This is a genomic window from Methylobacterium organophilum (assembly GCF_022533465.1).
In the GTDB taxonomy this organism is placed as follows: domain Bacteria; phylum Pseudomonadota; class Alphaproteobacteria; order Rhizobiales; family Beijerinckiaceae; genus Methylobacterium; species Methylobacterium organophilum.
On record NZ_CP092848.1, the window covers coordinates 2794020 to 2808481 of the forward strand.

Genomic DNA, 14462 nt, shown 5'->3' on the forward strand with positions numbered 1-14462 from the left:
ATCCCGCTCCGCATCGTGCGACGCGTCTTGGACTGGTTCTTCCGCGACCGGGCGACCGGCCGCATCGTCATCGGCCAATGGCCGAACGTGCCGCTCTGGCTGTTCCTGGCCGCCTCCTGCGGTGCGTGGCTGTCGCCGGAGGATAGCACGCCGCGGCTGGCCTTCTCCTGGCTCGCGAGCCTGAGCCTGGCCTGGTGGGCCCTCGACGAGGTGGTGCGCGGGGTCAATCCCTGGCGGCGCTGCCTCGGCGGACTCGTCCTCGCTGCCGTGATCTGGGGGAGACTGGCCGCGTCGTGAGGGTGGCCAGTCTCGATAGGGGTTAAGCCGGCGCTCAGCGCCCGTAGACGTCCTCGACGCGGATGATGTCGTCCTCGCCGGTATAGGAGCCGACTTGGACCTCGATCAGTTCGAGGGGGATCTTCCCGGGGTTGCAGAGGCGGTGCATCGAGCCGATTGGCAGGTAGACCGCCTCGTTCTCGTGCACGAGCACCACGCGCTCGTTGATCGTCACCTCGGCGGTGCCCTTGACCACCACCCAGTGCTCGGCCCGGTGGAAGTGCTTCTGCAGGGACAGGCGCCCGCCCGGCGTGACCATGATCCGCTTCACCTGGAAGCGCTCGCCGATATCGATGCGCTGGTACCAGCCCCAGGGGCGGTACATGCGCCGGTGGGCGTCGGCCTCGGCATGGCCCCGGGCGCGAAGCGTCGTGACCAGATCCTTGACCTGGCCGGAGCGGGCCTTGGAGGCCACCAGCACCGCATCCGGGGTGGCCACCACCACCACCTCCTCGAGCCCCACCACCGTGGTCAGGCCCTCGCCCTCGCTGTGCACCAAGCTGTTGCGTGTGCCGATCAGCTCGACCCGCCCGCGCACGGCATTGCCGGAGCCGTCATGGTCCAGCACCTGCCAGACCGCGTCCCAGGTGCCGACATCCGACCACGGGAAGGAGACCGGCAGCACGCCGGCCCGCTCCGTGCGCTCCATGACCGCGTAGTCGATCGAGATCTTGGGCGCCTGCGCGAAGGCGGCCGCGTCCAGGCGCACGAAGTCGAGGTCGGTCGTGGCCGCGGCGAGCGCGGCGCGGGCCGCCTCCAGCACCGCCGGCGCATGGGTCTCGAGCTCGGCCAGCATCACGTCGGCCCGGAACAGGAAGTAGCCCGAGTTCCACAGGGCGCCTTCCGCGATCAGGCGCCCGGCCCCGGCCGCGTCCGGCTTCTCGACGAAGCGACCGACCCGGTACTGGCCCGGCAGCCCGTCGAGGCTCTCGCCTAGCTGGATGTAGCCGTAATCCGTGGCCGGCCGGGTCGGCTCGATGCCCAGGGTCATGATGTAGCCGGCGCGCGCGCCCTGGGCCGCCACGCGGGCGGCCTCGGTGAAGGCGGCCGGATCGCTGATCACATGGTCGGCGGCCAGGATCAGCACCACCGATTCCGGCGACCGCCGCGCCGCGTGCAGCGCCGCCACCGCCACGGCCGCGGCCGAATCCCGCCGATCCGGCTCCAGGAGGATGTCGGCCGCGCTGCCGCATTGCGCCAGCTGCTCGGCCACGATGAAGCGGGACTCGCTCGCCGCGATCACGCTCGGGCGGCCGAACACGGTCTTGTCCGACACCCGCAGCGCCGTCGCCTGGAAGGTCGAACGCTCCGCCTCGACCAGGGGCGTGAACTGCTTCGGCATGCTCTCGCGGGAGGCCGGCCACAGCCGCGTCCCGGATCCACCGCACAGGATCACCGGAAGGATCAGCTCGCGATCGGCATCAGACATCTTGGTAAATCCCGCTTTACTCGCGGCGGAGGTTACGCTGCATCGCAATACCGTGCGAGCGGTTTTTCGGCTGATGCGGGGCGATTCGGTACTCCTCCACTCGGCCAGCGCGGGCGCGTTTCGCCCGCGCTCCGGGGGATCCCGAAGGGCCGCCCGCTACTCGGCCGCCTGCCGCTCGACATAGCCGAGGCGTTCGTTCAGCTCGCCGAGGAGCTTCACCGCGGCCTCCGCGATGACCGTGCCCGGCGGGAAGATCGCCGAGGCGCCGGCCGCGTAGAGGGCCGGATAATCCCCCGGCGGGATCACGCCGCCGACGACGATCATCACGTCCCCGCGGCCCGCCTCGGTGAGCGCGGCCTTCAGCTCCGGCACCAGGGTGAGGTGACCGGCGGCCAGCGAGGAGACGCCGACGATGTGCACGTCGTTCTCCACCGCCTGACGGGCCGCCTCGGCAGGGGTGGCGAAGAGCGGCCCGATATCCACGTCGAAGCCGAGATCGGCGAAGGCGGAGGCGATCACCTTCTGGCCGCGGTCGTGCCCGTCCTGGCCCATCTTGGCGACGAGGATGCGCGGGCGGCGCCCATCGTTCTCCTCGAAGGCCTCGACGAGGCCGCGCACCTGCTCCACCACCGGCGACATGCCGCCCACCTCCCGCTTGTAGACGCCCGAGATTGAGCGGATCTCGGCGCGGTGGCGGCCCCAGGCCTTCTCCAGCGCCTCCGAAATCTCGCCGACCGTGGCCTTGGCCCGCGCCGCGTTCACGGCGAGCGCGAGCAGGTTCTCGTTGGTGTCCGCCGCGGCGGTGAGCGCGGCGAGCGCCGCGTCGACATCGGCCTGGTTGCGCTCGGCGCGCAGGCGCTTCAGCTTCTCGATCTGGCGGGCGCGCACGTCGGCATTGTCGACCCGCAGGAGCTCGATCGCCATCTCGTCGTCGGGCTTGTACTTGTTGATGCCGACGATGGTCTGGCGGCCGGAATCGATGCGGGCCTGGGCGCGGGCCGCGGCCTCCTCGATGCGCAGCTTCGGGATGCCGGCCTCGATGGCCTTGGCCATGCCGCCGAGTTCCTCGACCTCGCGGATATGCTCCCAGGCGCGGGCGGCGATGTCGTGGGTCAGCCGCTCGACATAGTAGGAGCCGCCCCAGGGATCGATGATCCGCGTGGTGCCGCTCTCCTGCTGCAGGAAGAGCTGGGTGTTGCGGGCGATGCGGGCGGAGAAGTCCGTCGGCAGGGCCAGGGCCTCGTCGAGCGCGTTGGTGTGCAGCGACTGCGTGCCGCCCTGGGTCGCGGCCATCGCCTCGATGCAGGTGCGGGTGACGTTGTTGAACACGTCCTGCGCGGTCAGCGACCAGCCGCTCGTCTGCGAGTGGGTGCGTAGCGGCAGGGACTTGTCGCTCTTCGGGTCGAACTGCTTCACGAGCTTCGCCCAGATCAGGCGCGCGGCCCGCATCTTGGCGACCTCCATGAAGAAGTTCATCCCGATCGCCCAGAAGAAGGACAGGCGCGGGGCGAACTGGTCGATGGTCAGGCCCGCGGCGAGGCCCGCCTTGATGTACTCGACGCCGTCGGCGAGCGTGTAGGCGAGCTCCAGGTCCTGCGTCGCCCCGGCCTCCTGCATGTGGTAGCCGGAGATCGAGATCGAGTTGAACTTCGGCATGTTCTTCGAGGTATAGCCGAAGATGTCCGAGATGATCCGCATCGATCCCTTGGGGGGATAGATGTAGGTGTTGCGGACCATGAACTCCTTGAGGATGTCGTTCTGGATCGTGCCGGCCAGTTTCTCCGGCGGCACGCCCTGCTCCTCCGCCGCGACGATGTAGAGCGCGAGCACCGGCAGCACCGCGCCGTTCATCGTCATCGACACGGTCATCTCGTCCAGCGGGATGCCGGAGAAGAGCGTGCGCATGTCGTAGATCGAATCGATCGCCACGCCCGCCATGCCGACATCGCCCGAGACGCGGGGATGGTCGGAATCGTAGCCGCGGTGGGTGGCGAGATCGAAGGCGACGGAGAGGCCTTTCTGCCCCGCCGCGAGGTTGCGCCGGTAGAAGGCGTTCGAATCCTCGGCCGTGGAGAAGCCGGCATATTGCCGGATCGTCCAGGGCTGGGTGACGTACATCGCCGGGTAGGGCCCGCGCAGATAGGGCGGCAGACCCGGGAAGGAGTCGACGCCTTCGAGCCCCTCGCGGTCCTCCGGCCCGTAGAAGCCCTTCACCGGGATGCCCTCGGGCGTCATCCACGGCTCGGACAGGGGCGGCGGCGGCGGCTTGAACCCGCCCGCGGCGAAGCCGAGCGTGCTGAAATCGGGGATCCGGGAGCTCGTGGCGCGGGGACTCATGGCGTTCGTCTCGGGCTGTCGTCTTGTCGGCGGCCGGATGCCGCCTCTTTGTTGCCGCGCATTATAGGAAAGCCGTGGGGCGGGGCTACTGCCAAGAGCATCGCAATGAAAATGAATACAATTTCGGCCCTCTCGGCCTAAAGTCCGAGGATTCGGGCCGGCACGCGGCTCCCGTCCCGGCGCAGGCTCGGGGCGGGGCCTGACGGGGCGTCGAGCCAGGCCCGCCGCTGCGCGATGAGATCTCCGAGGCGCTTGGCGCGGGTCTCCCGGCGCGCGCAGTCGCAGGGGCCGTCGCCATCGAACGGATGCGGGCCGCCGCTGCCGTCGAACAGGCTGACGATCGCCCAGAGAAGCCCGAGCAGGGTGAAGACGAGGAGGGCCAGGGTTGGCCAGGCGAAGCCGAGGCCGACGAGCGCGGCGAGGGCGATCTTGAGCGCGACCGAGCCGGCGAATTGCAGTTTGAGGAGGAGGCCGAAGGTGGCGGTGGCGCCGAGGCTGCCGCGCAGGCCCCGCATCGCCCGGACCCGGAGGCGGCGCTTTCCGGCGAGGACCTCGAGGCGGCGCAGCTCGCGCCCCACGCGGCGCAAAGCCTGCGCCCGGTCTTCGTTCCCGCTTGCCGGCACGTCGACTGCCCTGAAGCGTTCGCGGCGCGCCTGGGTGAGGGGCGCGCCGCGAAGGAGGTCAGTTCAGGTAGGTCTTGATCCAGTTCGGAGAGAGGATCTCGCCCTCTTCCGTGATGATCCAGGGTTGCTTCGACGGATCCGTCAGGGCGCCCCTGGCGGCGGCGAGCGCCTCGCGCAGGGTGTCGAAGCGCTCCGGCTCCGCGAGCGGCGACGCGTTTTGTGCGCTGCGCCAGATCGTCAGGTCGGCGGGTCGTTCGAGGGCCTCGGTTTCCATGTCTTGTTCTTCCTTATGAACCGTGTCCGTTCGGAGCATCGTCGTCGGGTGGAACATGGCCGACAACCAATGCGAGATGAGTTTCCGGGAGGATGGAAGCATCTCTGCGGCGGCTTTGCGGTCAATTCGGGCAATCACCATCAGGCCTGACACCGTTTTGACGCACTTCCTCGCACAGGCCGCACTCTGTTCGACGTGAATGCGACTTGCGACCGCCACGGCTGCTTCTCGTCTGTTAGTAAACAGCCTGCATTGGAAGTTGTGACTATTTCGTTAGCCTGTCCCTAGCTCGCCGGCCGTGCGCTGCCGCACCACCGTGCTTCCCCCGGTTAAAAACGGGGAATGCGTTGAACAGTCGCTGAACATGGCCCACTTAGCCTTGAGCCGGCGCGGCGGATGTTGCGCTGCAGCAACGCGTCTTTTCCTCGTGCCGGATCCCTCGCCCGTGCCGGATCGCTTCGTTCGGATCGCCCTCGGGCTCACCCTCGGCCTGCTGATCGCCTTCGTGGCGCAGCCCTACATCCTGGCCTTCTTCTATGCCGCGGACGCGCCCCGGGCGGTCACCGCGCGGGGGGACCTGTCGAGCGCCGAGCAATCCACGGTGGAACTCTTCGCCCGGGCGTCCCCGTCCGTCGTCCACGTCTTCGCGCAGGCGGCGGCGCAGGGCCGCAGCCTGATGGATCTCGACGAGGAGGGCAGCGAGCAGCAGCAGAGCAGCGGGACCCAGACCGGCACCGGCTTCGTCTGGGATGCGGCGGGCCACATCGTCACCAACAACCATGTCGTGCAGGGCGCGACGCAGGGCGGCGGCTCCATCTCCGTGCGCCTGTCGAACGGCGAGGTCGTCGGCGCGAGCGTCGTCGGCACCGCGCCGAACTACGATCTCGCCGTGCTGCGCCTCGGGCGCGTGGCCAAGATGCCGCCGCCGCTCGCCATCGGCTCCTCGGCCGATCTCAAGGTCGGCCAGTCGGCCTTCGCCATCGGCAATCCCTTCGGCCTCGACCACACCCTGACGACCGGCGTGATCTCCGCCCTCCAGCGCCGCCTGCCGACGCAGGAGGGGAGGGAGCTTTCCGGCGTGATCCAGACGGATGCGGCCATCAATCCCGGCAATTCGGGCGGCCCGCTGCTCGATTCGGCCGGGCGGCTGATCGGCGTGAACACCGCGATCTTCTCCCCCTCCGGCGCGAGCGCGGGCATCGGCTTCGCCGTGCCGGTGGACGTGGTGAACCGCGTGGTGCCGGACCTGATTCGCAATGGCCGGGTGCGCAACCCGGGCATCGGCATCATCGCGGGGCAGGAGGCGACGGCGGCCCGCCTCGGCATCGACGGGGTGGTGGTGCTACGGGTTCTGCCGGGCTCGCCCGCCGCCCGGGCCGGCCTGCGCGGGGTCGATCCCCAGACCAGCGAGATCGGCGACGTCATCGTGGGCGTGAACGACCGGCCGGTCCATCGCCTCGCCGACCTGAACGCCGCGGTCGAGGCGGCGGGGCTCGATAGCGCGGTGACGCTCCTCGTCGAGCGGGACGGGCGCATCCGAAAGGTCCGCGTCGACACGGCCGACATCGCGTCGAGCCGGCTCTGACGCCTCTTCCGGAGGGTTCGGCCGGATTCGGGGCGACGCCTTTCAACGGGAGGCGCCGCCGGATAGGGTCGCCGCCCATCTCGTTCGTCCATGTCCTCCAGCGCCGAACCGGTCTCCCCTTCGGCGGAGGGCGCCCCATTCCCATCCGAGGCCCGGAGCCGGTTCCGCGCCGGACCGACAGCCTCCTCGAGTCGCGGCCTTGCTCCTCGCCCTCTGTCTTCTCGCCCTTCTCGGCCTGTGGTGGCTCGGCCGGACCGGGCGGCCGCTGCCCTTCCGGGCCGATCCGCGGCAGCTCTCCGGCTACGCGGCCCTGGTTCTGGCGGGGCTGTTCGCCCTGCGCGGGCGGGTCGAGATCGCGGCCCTCGTCGCCATCCTCGGCGTCTGGCTGCTGCAGGAGCGGGGCCGGCTCGGCGCGGTTTTCGCGCGGATGTTTCACCCGGGCGCGCGCCGGGGAGGGGGTCTTCGCACGCGGATGATCGCCCTCGTGCAGGCGCCGGACGGCAGCCTCAGCGATGGGCGGGTGCTCGCCGGCCCGCTGCGCGGCCGGCGCCTGTCCTCGCTCGCCGTCCCGGAGCTCGTGGGGCTCCTCGTCGCCTGCGGATCCGCCGACCCGCAGGGCGCGGCGATCCTAGAAGCGTATCTGGACAGCCGGCGCCCCGGATGGCGTGAACACGCTGAGGGCGATGCGGACCCGGGGCCGCGCCGACCGCTTCAGCCAGGGCCGATGACGGAGGAGGAGGCCTATCAGATCCTGGGGCTTGAGCGCGGGGCGTCCCTCGACGAGGTCCGCACGGCGCATCGGGCGCTCATGAAACGCCTCCACCCGGATCAGGGGGGCAGCGTCGAGGGGGCGGCGCGGGTCAACGCGGCGCGGGACAGACTGACGAACCGACATCGCTAGAACTCCACGCGCGTTGTCGAAGGTCTCGGGTTTCTTCTTGGGGCGCGTCCGGGACGCACCCAGCCGTCACGGCGTCCTCGCATCCTCTCTCCGCCGGCGGCGGGACGGATCGGCTCGGGCCTTCAGCTCCGGGTGGCGAAGCAGTTGAAGCCGTTCTTCTTCAGCGCGGTGCAGGCATCCTGGGCGCTCGACTGCTCGGCGAACCCCGAGAAACGGGCACGGTACAGGGTGGCGCCGCCGTGGCTGACGCGCACGGTGTAGGGGGCGGCCTTGCCGAGCGCGCCGCCGGCCTTGGCGCGGGCCTCGGAGAGCATCGAGCGCGCCTTGTCCTCGTCGTCCATGGCGCCGAGCTGGATCACCCAGGGGGTCGGGACCACCGGCTTGGAATCGGCGGCCTTGGCCGGGCCCTCGACCCGGGAGGCGGCGCCCTCGACCGAGGGGAGGCGGGCGGTCTGCTTGCCGCTGGCGCTGGGGAAGGGGGCCTGCGCGGGCGAGCCGGCATAGGCCTGGGCGGCGCCGGGGATCGCGCCGGAGCGGCGCGCCATGCCCGGGGTCGTGGTGGCGGCCAGCGGACGCACGGCGTTGGTGGAGCTCGTGGTCTCGACCTCCTCCTCGTCGTCGGCCGAGGCGACCTGGGTGCGGGTGGCGGAGACCTGGTCGGCGACCACCGCCGGACGACCGCGCTCGGCCACCTCGACGACGGGGCCGGTCTGGCGGGCCCCGGCATAGGCACGGGGCAGATGGGTGCGCACCAGATCGGCCATGATCCGGTCGCGGCTCGCCCCCGACTTGCCGCCGAGCACGATCGCCACGATCTGGCGGTCGTTCGACTTGGCCGCGGTCATCAGGTTGAAGCCGGAATCGCGCGTGTAGCCGGTCTTGATGCCGTCCACGCCCTCGACATTGCCGAGCAGGTGGTTGTGGTTGCCGATGACGCGCCCGCGGAAGGCGAAGGAGCGCGTCTGGAAATAGCGGTAGTAGCGCGGGAAACGGTCCTGGATCGCGCGGGCGAGGATGGTGAGGTCGCGCGCGGTGGTGATCTGGTCCGGGTCGGGCAGGCCGGAGGCGTTGGCGTAATGCGTGCGGCTCATGCCGAGCGCCTGGGCCTTGCGGGTCATCATCTCGGCGAAGCGCGCCTCGGAGCCGGCGATGTTCTCGCCGATGGCGCAGGCCACGTCGTTGGCGGATTTGGTGACGATCGCCTTGATCGCGTCCTCGACCTCGATGGTCGAGCCCGGGCGCAGGCCGAGCTTGGACGGGGCCTGGCGGGCGGCGTTGGCGGAGATCTCGAGGGGCGTGTCGAGCTGGTAGCGGCCGCGCTCGAGCTGCTCGAACAGCAGGTAGAGCGTCATCACCTTGGTGATCGAGGCGGGGTGGCGCGGGGAATCCTCGTTGATGGCGTGCAGCACCTTGCCGGACTTCACGTCCACGACCATCGCCGCGTAGGGCGGGTTGTAGCCGCCGGCGGAGGGCCGGTGGTGGCGGCCGCGCTTGGCCTCGGCGGACGCGCTGAAGGCGACGACCATGACAGCCGCCACCAGAGCCGACAGCGCGCGGGATGTCCTCAAGCCGCCGACAACGCAACGCATCACGATAGACCCCGCCCCGCCTGTCCGGGTCCCGCTCGACGGACCCACACCTTCTCGTTGGGTGACGGTATGCAAAGGCGGTTACGCGCCCGTTAATGCGCTGCGATACGTCGGCAAAACCGCTTTTTCGCCCAACCCGTAAACAGATCGGGGGCGCCATGTCCGAGGCGGGGACGGACAAGTTCGCGCACCGACTGGCGCAGTCGTTTCCCGGCCTATAGATTGCTTGACGAAGCGAGCGCGTCACCCGGCGCGTCACCCCAGGTCAAGGGTTCGGTTCGGTTCAGATGTCAGTCATCCCCAGGCAGGGCAGGATGCCGATGCAGGGCAGGGCGGCCGCGATCACGGCGGGTCCGCGGGGCTCGGGCGACGACGACCGGTCGGGCACCGCGATCATCACGCGCACCAAGCCGCGCACCAAGCGGCCGAGCCTGTATCGCGTGCTGCTCCTCAACGACGACTACACGCCGATGGAGTTCGTGGTTCACGTTCTCGAGCGGTTCTTCAACCGCAGCCACGAGGACGCCTACCAGATCATGCTCCACGTTCACCAGAACGGCGTCGGCGAGTGCGGCGTGTACACCTACGAGGTCGCCGAGACGAAGGTAACGCAGGTGATGGACTTCGCCCGGAAGCACCAACACCCGCTTCAGTGCGTTATGGAAAAGAAATAGGCTCTCGCGAGAAAAGGCCCGAGCATTGCCAAGCTTCTCCCGCAGTCTGGAACAGGCCCTTCACAGAGCCCTCGCCCTGGCGGGCGAGCGGCGCCACGAATACGCGACGCTGGAACATCTCCTGCTCGCCCTCGTCGACGATCAGGACGCAGCCGCGGTCATGCGCGCCTGCAACGTCGAGATCGACGTGCTCAAGCGCAATCTCGTCGAATATGTCGACACCGAGCATTCCAACCTGATCGGTGACGGGCGGCAGGACGCCAAGCCCACGGCGGGCTTCCAGCGCGTGATCCAGCGCGCGGTGATCCACGTCCAATCCTCCGGCCGAGAGGAGGTGACCGGGGCGAACGTGCTTGTGGCGATCTTCGCCGAGCGCGAGAGCCACGCCGCCTACTTCCTGCAGGAGCAGGACATGACCCGCTACGACGCGGTCAACTACATCAGCCACGGCATCGCCAAGCGCCCCGGCGCCTCGGAATCGAAGCCCGTGCGCGGGGCGGAGGAGGACAGCTCCGAGCGTCCCGGCGGCGGCGACGAGGAGGCCCGCGGCACCAAGAAGAAGGGCGACGCGCTGGAGGCCTACTGCGTCAACCTCAACAAGAAGGCCCGGGACGGCAAGATCGATCCGCTGATCGGCCGCCACGCCGAGGTGGAGCGCACGATCCAGGTGCTCTGCCGCCGCCAGAAGAACAACCCGCTGCTGGTGGGCGACCCCGGCGTCGGCAAGACCGCGATCGCGGAGGGCCTCGCCCGCAAGATCATCCAGCACGAGGTGCCGGAGGTCCTGGCCGACGCCACCGTGTTCTCCCTCGACATGGGCACGCTGCTCGCCGGCACCCGCTATCGCGGCGACTTCGAGGAGCGCCTCAAGCAGGTGATGAAGGAAATCGAGGCGCACCCCAACGCGATCATGTTCATCGACGAGATCCACACCGTGATCGGTGCGGGCGCCACCTCGGGCGGCGCGATGGACGCCTCGAACCTGCTCAAGCCGGCTCTGGCCTCGGGCGCCCTGCGCTGCATCGGCTCGACCACCTACAAGGAGTACCGCCAGTACTTCGAGAAGGACCGCGCCCTGGTGCGCCGGTTTCAGAAGATCGACGTCAACGAGCCGTCGATCCCCGACACGATCGAGATCCTGAAGGGCCTGAAGCCGTATTTCGAGGAGTTCCACAAGCTCAAGTACACGAACGAGGCCGTGAAGGCCGCGGTCGAGCTGTCGGCACGCTACATCAACGACCGCAAGCTGCCCGACAAGGCCATCGACGTGATCGACGAGACCGGCGCTTCGCAGATGCTGGTGCCGGAGGCGCGCCGCAAGCGCACCATCGGCATCAAGGAGATCGAGGCGACCATCGCCACGATGGCCCGCATCCCGCCCAAGACCGTGTCGAAGGACGACGCGGTGGTGCTTCAGAACCTCACCGAGAACCTGAAGCGGGTTGTCTACGGCCAGTCGAACGCCATCGAGGCGCTCACCTCGGCGATCAAGCTGGCCCGCGCCGGCCTCCGCGATCCCGACAAGCCGATCGGCTCCTACCTGTTCGCCGGCCCGACCGGCGTCGGCAAGACGGAGGCCGCCAAGCAGCTCGCCGCGTCGCTGGGCGTCGAGATGCTGCGCTTCGACATGTCGGAATACATGGAGCGCCACACGGTCTCGCGCCTGATCGGCGCGCCGCCCGGCTATGTCGGCTTCGATCAGGGCGGCCTGCTCACCGACGGCATCGACCAGCACCCGCATTGCGTGCTGCTCCTCGACGAGATCGAGAAGGCGCATCCGGACCTGTTCAACATCCTCCTACAGGTGATGGACCACGGGAAGCTGACCGACCACAACGGCAAGCAGGTCGATTTCCGCAACGTGATCATCATCATGACCTCGAATGCGGGCGCCTCGGATCTGGCGAAGTCGGCCTACGGCTTCACCCAGAACAAGCGCTCCGGCGACGACGTCGAGGCGATCAACCGCCTGTTCGCGCCGGAATTCCGCAACCGGCTCGACGCGATCATCTCCTTCGGCCACCTGCCGAAGGAGGTCGTCGCCAAGGTGGTCGACAAGTTCGTGCTCCAGCTCGAGGCGCAGCTCGCCGACCGCAACGTCACGATCGAGCTCTCGGACGAGGCCCGCGACTGGCTGGTGGAGAACGGCTACGACGACGCCATGGGCGCGCGCCCGATGGCCCGTCTGATCCAGTCGACCATCAAGACGCCCCTGGCCGACGAGGTGCTGTTCGGGCAGCTCAAGAACGGCGGAACCGTCCGCGTCGTGCTGCGCCAGCCGGAAGGCACCAAGGCCGGCGAGAAGGCGAGCCTCGGCTTCGAGTATCCCGCCGGTCCGGTCACGCCCCGCCCGGAGAAGGACGTGACCAACGCGGCCAAGCGCCGTCGCTCCAAGCCGCGCTCGGCCGCCCGCGCCAAGAAGGCGGCCAAGAGCGACCCGACCCCGCCCGCCGGCGGGTCGGGCGGCACGCGCAAGCCGCCGAACACCGTGCCGAAGGTCCCGCTCAAGGTCTGATCGCCTTGAGGCAGGGCATGTGAAGCGGCCCGCCTTCCGGTGACGGAAGTGCGGGCCGCTCTCGCTTCCGGGTTGCCTTCGCCGCCGCAACCCCGGATATGCCGGGCAACGCGCACCGGCGCGGTCGATCGCGCCACGGAAACGAGATGAGGGGAGCATGACCAGCGACGCGCAGGAGGAGCCGCTCACCCCGGTCTCGGCGCCGCCCGCTCCGGCCAAGCCCCGGAAGCCGACCGCGCGCGAGGAGCGCCGGCGGCGGCGGCGCAACCGGCACCGCTACGAGGAGATCCTGGGCTGGATCCTGGTGCCTCTGATCGTTGTCGCGATCTATTGGGGCGTGACCGCGGGGCTCGATTTCATGGGCACCTCGCCGGGCCAGGTCTGGGACCAGCTCATGCAGGTGAAGGCCGCCCTCCAGAAGAAGGCGGGCTGACGCGCTCCGAGCCACCGGCTCGGGCGTACGGCTGCTTCATCCGGTTTGCGTCCGATCGAAGCGGGCGGGATCGGCTTTCCCCTCTCCCCGACTGATCCCGGCCTCACTGCACCAGCACCGCCTGATCGCAGCGCACGCCGTCGGCGGAGACGTCGGCCGAGCCGATGCGGATGCCGAGCGCCCGCAGGGTGTTGTCGAGCACGAGGTCGATGGCCGGGGCCGCCGTGTTCAGCACGGCCAGGGTCAGGGGCTTCAGCGTCGGCAGGGAGAGCACGCCGAGGCCGTTCAGCTCCAGCGACAGGGAGGCGAGCAGGCTCGCGGTGGCCGAGCCGACGAGCCCCGTCGAGGAGACGGTGCGGACGCGGTTGCGAGCGATGTCGTCGGCGCTGAAGGTCACGGTCTGGCTGTTGGAGGGGCCGATCGTCGTGCGCGCGCGGCCGGTGATGACGAGGGGAGGCAGGGCGAGCCGTAGCAACTCCGCGGGCTGGCTGAGATTGGGCGCGGCGCCCGACCCGTCGATGGCGGAGGCGGGAACGTTGGCGATGGCGAGGTCGACGGCCCCCGGGCGCACGTCGAGGCTCATCGAGCGGGCGCTCGATTCGGTCCAGGGGCAGGAGACGGAGCGCAGGGTCGCCTGGCCATAGGCCGCTTCCGCATAGACCGGCAGCGACAGGGTGCCGAGGCCGAGGGGTGCGGTGAGGCCCGCTTCGATCAGCACGCGGGTTTGGGCCGTGCGCACCGTCGCCCTGGGGCTGTTCGGCTGCACCCAGCCCGAACTCTGACGGCGCTCGCCGACGGCGACGGTGACGCGGGTCCGGGTCAGGCCCGGGATGGTCAGGCCGAGATCGACGGAGACCTGGCGCGTGCCGTTGGCGGCGGCGACCGCCGCCGAGAGCAGATCGTAGGTGCCGACCGAGGGGCCGCGGCTGCCGCGCCCGGGCGCCAGGGCGCCCGCATCGCCGAGATCGAGTACCTGGGCGACGTTGATCCGCCCGGCGGAGGCCGAGGCGGCGGCCCTGACCTGGGACAGGGCCGCGGCGGCGCCGGCACCCGGCACGCTGGCCGAGAGCGCGGTCAGGATCTGACCGACGCTGGCATTGGCGGAGATGACGTCGTTGTAGCTCGCCGCCTGGAGACTCAGGGAATTCGCCAGGGCATCCAGGAAGCGGAAGGTGTCGACCCGGCTGTTCAGCAGGGCGTCGTAATCCATCGCGCTCAGGGAGAGCTTGGCGCCGAGCAGGGCACCGAGCAGGGCATTGGCGATGCCGCCGTCGAGGGAGACCAGGCCGGATCCGATGGTGAAGGCCCCGAATCGCGCCGTGGCCGCGGTGCCTTCGGCGGTGACGGGGAAGCTGGAGGGCAGGCCGAGCACGGGGGCGAACAGGGTCTTCGCCGCCGCCGTGAGGGTGACGCGGACCGCGTTCGGCGGCTTGCCGCCCGGCTGGAACCGGCTCGCGGCGCTGCTCCCGCTCTCCGCGGAATAGGTGCCCGGCAGGACGACGGCCTTGGAGCAATCGGCATAGCCGTTGTCGGCGAGGGAGCGGCAGGCGGTCCCCAGGGCGGCGGAGGGATCGGCCGCGGCCAGCGAGGCGGCCAGGTCGACGGCCCCCTGGGCCCGGCGCTTGGCCCCGTAGAGAGCGCCGAGATCGACGCCGATCGCGGCCGCCCCGAGGATCGCGGTCATGCCGAGGGCGCCGAACACCGCGACCGAGCCATGTCGGTCCTGCGTGAAGGACCGTCGCGGGAAGAGCTTGCGGAGGGGCATG

Annotated in this window: 12 protein-coding genes; 6 read left to right on the forward strand and 6 right to left on the reverse strand. The window is 69.9% G+C overall.

What is annotated here, in order from left to right; translation table 11 throughout:
• Positions 1-15 precede the first annotated feature (15 nt).
• The gene (locus MMB17_RS12950; RefSeq protein WP_241099036.1) at positions 16-297 is read left to right on the forward strand and encodes a hypothetical protein; all 282 of its coding nucleotides are present in this window, start codon (positions 16-18) and stop codon (positions 295-297) included.
• A 34-nt stretch (positions 298-331) separates the two neighbouring features.
• Here the strand turns inward: MMB17_RS12950 and MMB17_RS12955 are convergent, their stop codons facing one another.
• The 4 genes from MMB17_RS12955 to MMB17_RS12970 all read right to left on the reverse strand — a co-directional run bounded on the left by MMB17_RS12955 (position 332) and on the right by MMB17_RS12970 (position 4999).
• Entirely contained in the window at positions 332-1765 is a 1434-nt protein-coding gene (locus tag MMB17_RS12955) for a mannose-1-phosphate guanylyltransferase/mannose-6-phosphate isomerase (protein WP_241099037.1), read from the reverse strand.
• Between the two features lie 156 nt (positions 1766-1921).
• Complete coding sequence (gene scpA / locus MMB17_RS12960) at positions 1922-4102, reverse strand: methylmalonyl-CoA mutase (RefSeq protein ID WP_241099038.1); 2181 nt, start codon at positions 4100-4102, stop codon at positions 1922-1924.
• 137 nt (positions 4103-4239) lie between these two features.
• Positions 4240-4680 (reverse strand): hypothetical protein, encoded by a 441-nt coding sequence (locus MMB17_RS12965; protein ID WP_241099039.1) that lies wholly within the window; start codon positions 4678-4680, stop codon positions 4240-4242.
• Between the two features lie 103 nt (positions 4681-4783).
• On the reverse strand, positions 4784-4999 hold the full coding sequence (locus MMB17_RS12970) for a hypothetical protein (protein WP_241102187.1): 216 nt from the start codon (positions 4997-4999) through the stop codon (positions 4784-4786).
• 445 nt (positions 5000-5444) lie between these two features.
• Between MMB17_RS12970 and MMB17_RS12975 the strand changes: the two genes are divergently transcribed.
• Together MMB17_RS12975 and MMB17_RS12980 are read left to right on the forward strand one after the other, a co-directional pair.
• Positions 5445-6584, forward strand: a complete 1140-nt coding sequence (locus tag MMB17_RS12975) for a S1C family serine protease (RefSeq protein WP_241099040.1) — start codon at positions 5445-5447, stop codon at positions 6582-6584.
• Positions 6585-6783: 199 nt separating this feature from the next.
• On the forward strand, positions 6784-7485 hold the full coding sequence (locus MMB17_RS12980; protein ID WP_241099041.1) for a J domain-containing protein: 702 nt from the start codon (positions 6784-6786) through the stop codon (positions 7483-7485).
• A 122-nt stretch (positions 7486-7607) separates the two neighbouring features.
• On the opposite strand, the gene MMB17_RS12985 is transcribed toward MMB17_RS12980, so the two are convergent.
• Positions 7608-9074, reverse strand: a complete 1467-nt coding sequence (locus MMB17_RS12985; protein ID WP_241102188.1) for a D-alanyl-D-alanine carboxypeptidase — start codon at positions 9072-9074, stop codon at positions 7608-7610.
• A 314-nt stretch (positions 9075-9388) separates the two neighbouring features.
• Here MMB17_RS12985 and clpS point away from each other — a divergent pair, with 314 nt between their 5' ends.
• From clpS to MMB17_RS13000, 3 genes are all read left to right on the forward strand, one after another.
• Complete coding sequence (gene clpS, locus MMB17_RS12990; RefSeq protein WP_373325033.1) at positions 9389-9748, forward strand: ATP-dependent Clp protease adapter ClpS; 360 nt, start codon at positions 9389-9391, stop codon at positions 9746-9748.
• Between the two features lie 25 nt (positions 9749-9773).
• On the forward strand, positions 9774-12263 hold the full coding sequence (gene clpA / locus MMB17_RS12995) for an ATP-dependent Clp protease ATP-binding subunit ClpA (protein ID WP_241099042.1): 2490 nt from the start codon (positions 9774-9776) through the stop codon (positions 12261-12263).
• Between the two features lie 157 nt (positions 12264-12420).
• On the forward strand, positions 12421-12696 hold the full coding sequence (locus MMB17_RS13000; protein ID WP_238312228.1) for a hypothetical protein: 276 nt from the start codon (positions 12421-12423) through the stop codon (positions 12694-12696).
• A 103-nt stretch (positions 12697-12799) separates the two neighbouring features.
• Here the strand turns inward: MMB17_RS13000 and MMB17_RS13005 are convergent, their stop codons facing one another.
• The gene (locus MMB17_RS13005) at positions 12800-14461 is read right to left on the reverse strand and encodes a TadG family pilus assembly protein (RefSeq protein WP_241099043.1); all 1662 of its coding nucleotides are present in this window, start codon (positions 14459-14461) and stop codon (positions 12800-12802) included.
• Position 14462 lies beyond the last annotated feature (1 nt).

What these genes read in the sequence shown, in the direction of transcription:
- MMB17_RS12955 (WP_241099037.1), bottom strand. Translation starts at nt 1,765, where the DNA reads ATGTCTGATGCCGATCGCGAGCTGATCCTTCCGGTGATCCTGTGCGGT.
- scpA (WP_241099038.1), bottom strand. Translation starts at nt 4,102, where the DNA reads ATGAGTCCCCGCGCCACGAGCTCCCGGATCCCCGATTTCAGCACGCTC.
- MMB17_RS12970 (WP_241102187.1), bottom strand. Translation starts at nt 4,999, where the DNA reads ATGGAAACCGAGGCCCTCGAACGACCCGCCGACCTGACGATCTGGCGC.
- MMB17_RS12985 (WP_241102188.1), bottom strand. Translation starts at nt 9,074, where the DNA reads ATGCGTTGCGTTGTCGGCGGCTTGAGGACATCCCGCGCGCTGTCGGCT.
- clpS (WP_373325033.1), top strand. Translation starts at nt 9,389, where the DNA reads ATGCCGATGCAGGGCAGGGCGGCCGCGATCACGGCGGGTCCGCGGGGC.
- MMB17_RS13000 (WP_238312228.1), top strand. Translation starts at nt 12,421, where the DNA reads ATGACCAGCGACGCGCAGGAGGAGCCGCTCACCCCGGTCTCGGCGCCG.
- MMB17_RS13005 (WP_241099043.1), bottom strand. Translation starts at nt 14,461, where the DNA reads ATGCCCCTCCGCAAGCTCTTCCCGCGACGGTCCTTCACGCAGGACCGA.